Below are 4,917 nucleotides of genomic sequence, written 5' to 3' on the forward strand. Positions count from 1 at the left end.
TCTTCAACTTCGGTTCGCTTCGCGCCACGCCGGAGCAAAGCGCCGTCATGTGGACCGCGATGGTGTTCGGCCTGGCCGCATTATTTCTCCTGACGGACAAGCCGGTTGCCATGCCGGATGGCAACACCCTCGAGCGGCTCGCGACGATGCTGGTGTTCGCGCTGACCATCGGGCGCTGCATGTTTCTTGGGATCTACTCCCGCGCGATGCGTCAATCGCTCTACCAGAGCGGGCTCAAGCTGAAGGAAGCCTATCGCCGCATCGAGGAGCTCGCCGAACTCGACGAGCTCACGGGCTCCTTCAACCGGCGCTGCATCATGCGGATGCTGGAAGAAGAAATCGCCCGGGCGCGCCGCCTCGAGGCGCCATGCTCGGTCGCGCTGATCGATCTCGACTGGTTCAAGCGGATCAACGACGCCTTCGGCCATCCCACCGGCGACGAGGTGCTCAGGACGTTCGCCATCACGGTGTTCGCGAACATCCGGAACGTTGACAGATTCGGCCGCTACGGAGGCGAGGAATTCCTGCTGGTGCTGCCCGACACCGTGGAATCAAGCGCGGCCCAGATGCTCGACCGGCTGCGCACGATCATTGCCGAGCTCGACTGGAGCGCATTTTCACCGGGCATGCAGGTCACGATTTCGGCCGGCATCGCCACGCTACGTGCGGACGAGCACTCCGACAGCCTTCTCGCCCGCGCCGATTGTGCGCTCTACGCGTCCAAGGCGCGCGGACGCAACCGTATTACCAGTGCCTGACAGTTTTTTCTGTTTCGGCGACGAAGAAATCGTCACCGGCCAATATTCCAGGACAGAGACATGAGCTCGAAAGCCGCCTCCGCCCCCGAAAATCTGCTCGACGAGTTGCAATCCACGCTCGCGCACGGCACCGTCGCGCGCCGCGTCGAGGCGCTGCGCCGCGTCACCGACCTCTTCATCAACGGTGCGGTAGACTATTCGGAGGCGCAGATCGGACTGTTCGACGACGTCTTTCAATGCCTGATCACGCACATCGAGCTTTCGGCCAAGGCGCTGCTCGCCAATCGCCTGGCTCCGATCGATGTCGCGCCGCCGCAGACGATCCGCACGCTGGCGCTCGACGAAGCGATCGAGATCGCCGGTCCCGTGCTGTCGAAATCGGAGCGGCTCGATGACGAGGCGCTGATCGAGACTGCGCGCAATCGCAGCCAGGCGCATTTGCTTGCGATCTCGACGCGCCGGGTGCTGAGCGGTGCGGTCACCGACGTGCTCGTGCTGCGCGGCAATGACGAGGTGATCCAGAGCACCGTGAATAATCCCGGCGCGGAATTTTCGGAGCGCGGCTTCACGCGTCTGGTCAATCGTGCCGAAGGGGACGACAATCTCGCGACTTGCCTGGGCTTGAGGCCGACGCTACCGCGGCATCTCTACCTGAAACTGATCGCCAAGGCCTCGGAGACGGTGCGCCAGCGCCTCGAGGCGGCCCATCCAAAGCAAGCCGGCGACGTGCCGATGGCGGTGCGCGAGGCGACGCGGCGCGCGCGTTCGGCGAAGGTCGCGATCACGAAACAGACGGAGATCGCTCATGCCCTCGTCAAATCGCTGTTCGAGGAGGGCCGGCTCGACGAACATCAGGTGACGCAGTTTGCCGAAGCCGGCAAATTCGACGAAGCCAATGCGGCAATCGCCGCCCTTGCCAGCGTGCCGGTCGCAACCGCCGAGAACATGATGGTGGAAAGCCGCGCCGAAGGCGTGATGATCCTGGCGAAGGTCGCGGCCTTGTCCTGGAGCACCGTGAAGGCCATCATCAACATGCGTGACGACCTCTCGGGCGGCGAACCGACCGATCTTCTGGCCTGCAGGGAAACCTATGAGCGCTTGCGGCCTTCAACCGCGCAGCAGGTGCTGCGCTTCCACCGCATGCAACAGGCCACGGCTTCCGCGCCCGCGGCCTGAACGGGTTTGCCGGACTAGCCAGCGACGCGGTAGACAAAAATCAGAACCGCAGCACCTTTGATCCCGCCAGCGCGCCGAACGCGGTCACCAGCGCGGTCGCGATCGTGTACCAGGTCGCCACGAACAAGGGCGAGTCGTCGGTGCAGTGCGAGGCATAGAGCGTTGCCGCCAATCCCGCCGACAACAGCCCGGCGACAGCGCCGGCCATCGCTGGCCGCGCGGGGGCGCCATGGCGCAGCCCGATCAGCGCCGCCACCAGCAGCGGCAAGGACAACAGCGGGATGGACGTCATGCAGATTTTCGAATTGCTGCCGACCAGCCGCGTCATCATTGGCAGCCGCTGCGGCAGCATCATTTCGCCGGCGATGCCGGCGGCCAGCAGTCCCACCGGAAGCGCCAAAAGAAAGGCCCAGCCGCGCAGCGAGGCTTCCGGCCGCGACAGATGCAGGCTGACCATGATCGCCGAGATCGCCAGCGCCAGCGTCACCGCAAATTTCAGGTCGAAGAATGGATTATGCATCGCGGTCATGACGTCGGGCCTGACTCCCAGCACCGCAAAGAACATCAACAGCGAGACCGGCGCGGCGGCTAGCAGCGCCAGCGCCAGCACGAAGCCGACCGGCTTTTCGCGATGGGCATTGTCAGCGGCGAGGGTCCGAATGAGCTGATCGGTATCCATTCTCACTATCCCCGCAGTTTGGCGGTGAGGCTCGAAAGCCCGCGATGCAGCGCCACCCGCACCGCGCCCTCGCTCATCGACAACTTCGCCGCCGTATCCTTGATCGATGCGCTTTCCACCGCAATGGATTGCAGGACGTCGCGCTGCCGCGCCGGCAAGGCGTTGAGCTGCGCCGCAACCTCGCTTGCTGGCGCGGTCTCCGCGGCCGGATGATCGGCGAGCGTCTCGGCGAAATCGTCGATATTGACGAAAATCCGCCTTCCGCGACGTCGCAGGGCGTCGATGAGCTTGTTGCGCGCAATCGCAAACAGCCAGGGCGCGAACGGGGCAGTCGCGTCCCAGGTATGTCGCTTCAAATGCACCGCCAACAAGATATCCTGCACGATGTCCTCGGATTGATCGACCGGCTGCCCTGCCCGCGCAAGACCGCGGCGCGCCGCGGCCCGCAGAACCGGCGTGATCGCTTTGAGCAGCCGATGATACGCCGCGCCGTCCCCGGATATGGCCGACCGCATCAGGCCGGTCCATTCGTCTTCACGTTCGCGCACACACGCTCCCACCATACATTTCGATCGACCTTTCAATTTGTTACGGCCACAACCGCCAATCACGAAGTCGTGATAAATCGGATCGAGGCCGGCCGCAGGCTCGAAGGTCTTGGTTCGAAGACGAGGCGCGCCGTGAGTCGCCGGTCCTCTGTTCCATAGCATCGATCGGGGCGCCTGATGGCCATCGCCTGGATCTCAAAGACCTGCGGAGCTGAGTTCAGCAGCTTTTCCCCCGCGGTGTGGCCACTGCCCTGCTTCCGCCCGGCGGTACCCGAAGATTCCCTTTTTTTGCCGCGATGCCGACACGCCCAAAGGTCTCATTTCGCCTATTGGACCGGCAAATGGGAGATTGCCCAATGACGAACAGAGGCGGCGGGCGTTCGGCGTTGATCCTCGCGATCGGGTTGTTGGCCGGCTTGGGCGTGCAGTCCCATGCAACCGCGCTGGCCGAGCCGTCGGCAGACAACCAGACCGGTGTTCAGAGCCAGATGACCGGAACTGATCAGGCCGCCGGTCCGGCCAGCGACAACGATCGCACGGTGGCCGAAGACGCGCCGAGTGCGGCAACGTCCGCGGGCGAAGCGCCGGCGCAGGCCGAAGCGCCCGCCCCAGCGCTGGCGAGCAGCGACGACAATTCCCCTTCCGACACGGCTTCGCTGGTCGGGAAGATCTTTATCGGCGTCGGCACGCTTCTGACGCTCGCCTCCGCCGCCCGCATGTTCTTCGCTTGAAAGCGCTTTGGCTCCACATCCGCACTTGAAGCCCACCCCGCCAGCGGGCAGATTGTCTAGCAAAATCAGCTTTGCGGGGTGGTCATGAGCACGTTCGAACACATCATCGTCGACAACAAGGGCGCGGTCGGCGTTATCACGCTCAACCGCCCCAAGATGCTCAACGCGCTGTCGTTCGGCGTGTTTGGCGAGATCGCGCGCGCCGTCGATCAGCTCGAGGCCGACGACGTTGTCGGCTGCCTTGTCATCACCGGCAGCGAAAAGGCGTTCGCGGCCGGTGCCGACATCAAGGAGATGCAGCCGAAGGGTTTCATCGACATGTTTGCCAGCGATTTTGCATCGATCGGCGGCGACCGCGTCGCCAGATGCCGCAAGCCCACCATCGCCGCGGTCGCTGGCTACGCGCTTGGCGGCGGCTGCGAACTGGCGATGATGTGCGACATCATCATCGCCGCGGACACCGCGAAATTCGGTCAGCCCGAAATCACGCTCGGCACCATCCCTGGCATCGGCGGCACCCAGCGGCTGACGCGGGCGGTCGGCAAATCCAAGGCCATGGATCTGTGCCTGACCGGGCGCATGATGGACGCGGCCGAGGCCGAGCGCAGCGGCTTGGTCAGCCGGGTAGTGCCCGCGGACAAACTGATGGAAGAGGTGCTGGCGGCGGCCGAGAAAATCGCCGCGATGTCGCGTCCCGCAGCGGCGATGGCGAAGGAAGCCATCAACCGCGCGTTCGAGACGCCGTTGTCCGAAGGCATGAATGTCGAGCGCAACCTGTTTCACGCGACCTTTGCGCTGGAAGACCGCGCCGAGGGCATGGCGGCCTTCATCGAAAAGCGCAAGCCTGTGAACAAGAACAGGTAGCTACGCGAGTCCTCCCGGAGCATGCCCGGCATCGGACGATGATGTGGCTCGGCTCCGCACCAGCGCGGCGCTGACCAGCGCGCGATAGGCGCGCTCGGACCATGTCGCAGGCGCATCAAGGCCAAGCCGCGCCAGGCATTTTCGGTCGGCAACATCAGGGG

6 protein-coding genes are annotated in these 4,917 nt (G+C 64.5%); 4 read left to right on the forward strand and 2 right to left on the reverse strand.

Annotated elements, in window-relative coordinates:
• Positions 1 to 758, forward strand: a 758-nt coding sequence (locus tag WCB02_RS36695; protein ID WP_423966608.1) for a GGDEF domain-containing protein, incomplete at its 5' end; no start/stop codon positions are given.
• Between the two features lie 60 nt (positions 759 to 818).
• Positions 819 to 1,934 (forward strand): DUF2336 domain-containing protein, encoded by a 1,116-nt coding sequence (locus WCB02_RS36700; RefSeq protein ID WP_423966610.1) that lies wholly within the window; start codon positions 819 to 821, stop codon positions 1,932 to 1,934.
• Between the two features lie 40 nt (positions 1,935 to 1,974).
• On the opposite strand, the gene WCB02_RS36705 is transcribed toward WCB02_RS36700, so the two are convergent.
• Together WCB02_RS36705 and WCB02_RS36710 are read right to left on the reverse strand one after the other, a co-directional pair.
• A complete protein-coding gene (locus WCB02_RS36705; RefSeq protein ID WP_423966612.1) occupies positions 1,975 to 2,613 on the reverse strand; it encodes an NrsF family protein in 639 nt (212 codons plus the stop codon).
• A 5-nt stretch (positions 2,614 to 2,618) separates the two neighbouring features.
• A complete protein-coding gene (locus tag WCB02_RS36710) occupies positions 2,619 to 3,161 on the reverse strand; it encodes a sigma-70 family RNA polymerase sigma factor (protein WP_423966614.1) in 543 nt (180 codons plus the stop codon).
• Positions 3,162 to 3,547: 386 nt separating this feature from the next.
• Between WCB02_RS36710 and WCB02_RS36715 the strand changes: the two genes are divergently transcribed.
• Together WCB02_RS36715 and WCB02_RS36720 are read left to right on the forward strand one after the other, a co-directional pair.
• Entirely contained in the window at positions 3,548 to 3,892 is a 345-nt protein-coding gene (locus tag WCB02_RS36715; protein WP_423966617.1) for a hypothetical protein, read from the forward strand.
• Between the two features lie 84 nt (positions 3,893 to 3,976).
• Positions 3,977 to 4,756, forward strand: coding sequence for an enoyl-CoA hydratase (locus tag WCB02_RS36720; protein ID WP_423966620.1), 780 nt, complete (start codon positions 3,977 to 3,979; stop codon positions 4,754 to 4,756).
• The last annotated feature ends 161 nt before the right edge of the window (positions 4,757 to 4,917 follow it).

Origin of the sequence: Bradyrhizobium sp., from assembly GCF_049581145.1 — a bacterium.
Taxonomy (GTDB): domain Bacteria; phylum Pseudomonadota; class Alphaproteobacteria; order Rhizobiales; family Xanthobacteraceae; genus Bradyrhizobium.

Excerpts from the sequence above, each read along its gene's own strand:
- WCB02_RS36705 (WP_423966612.1), bottom strand. The coding sequence starts at position 2,613 with ATGGATACCGATCAGCTCATTCGGACCCTCGCCGCTGACAATGCCCAT.
- WCB02_RS36720 (WP_423966620.1), top strand. The coding sequence starts at position 3,977 with ATGAGCACGTTCGAACACATCATCGTCGACAACAAGGGCGCGGTCGGC.
- WCB02_RS36700 (WP_423966610.1), top strand. The coding sequence starts at position 819 with ATGAGCTCGAAAGCCGCCTCCGCCCCCGAAAATCTGCTCGACGAGTTG.